This window comes from Bradyrhizobium australafricanum, assembly GCF_020329495.1.
Classification (GTDB): domain Bacteria; phylum Pseudomonadota; class Alphaproteobacteria; order Rhizobiales; family Xanthobacteraceae; genus Bradyrhizobium; species Bradyrhizobium australafricanum.
On the sequence record NZ_JAGKJL010000193.1, the window covers coordinates 1 to 796 of the forward strand.

Below are 796 nucleotides of genomic sequence, written 5' to 3' on the forward strand. Positions count from 1 at the left end.
GATTGAGATCGGGACTGTAGGGCGGCAGGAAGAGCAGGTGCGCTCCGGTGGCGCGGATCGCATTGCGAGCGGACTTGCCCTTGTGACTGCCAAGATTGTCGAGGATGACGACCTCACCTTTTGCCAGAGTTGGGGCCAACACCTTCTCGACATAGAGGGTGAAGAGTTCGCCATTGATGGGGCCGTCGATGACCCAAGGTGCGCTGATCTGGTCGTGCCGCAGCGCTGCGATGAAAGTCATGGTCTTCCAGTGACCGAAAGGCGCGGATGCTTGGAGCCGCTGTCCACTCGGTCCCCAGCCGCGCAGTGGCGCCATATTGGTCTTGATCCAGGTCTCGTCGATAAAGATCAGCCGTGAAGCGTCAATCTTGCCTTGATGGGCCTTCCAGCGTGTCCGCTTACGGGCGATGTCGGGGCGATCTTGTTCGACTGGCAGGATCGTTTTTTTTGAAGCTCAGCCCTTCAGCATGCACAAACGTCCACACCGCCCGCACATCTGTCTTGATCCCGCGCGCCGCCAGTTCCTGTGTCAGCTTCCGCAAAGTGAATGGTCCCGAGAGAACGCGCTTACGCAGCCAATCAGCATTGGCACCGGACAGAACCGGCTTCTTGTGACCGCCGATCTTGCCGGGCGAAACGCCCCCAGTCTCCCGTCTCAGATTCTTCCACTTCGTTACACAGGACGGGCTGATCTGAAGCGCCTCTGCAATCGAACGAACTGTCTCTCCTGCATCAGCTCGCGCCAGAGCCCGTTCACGAAGGTCTTCTGAATAGGGTCGCGTCATCCATGCTGGCC

The 796-nt window shown here is 59.0% G+C and carries 2 pseudogenes; both read right to left on the reverse strand.

Going from position 1 to position 796, the window contains the following annotated elements:
• Nucleotides 1-653, reverse strand: a pseudogene (locus J6525_RS46500) (IS630 family transposase); the annotation flags it as partial.
• Between the two features lie 3 nt (nt 654-656).
• Nucleotides 657-785, reverse strand: a pseudogene (locus tag J6525_RS47860) (helix-turn-helix domain-containing protein); the annotation flags it as partial.
• Nucleotides 786-796: the final 11 nt, after the last annotated feature.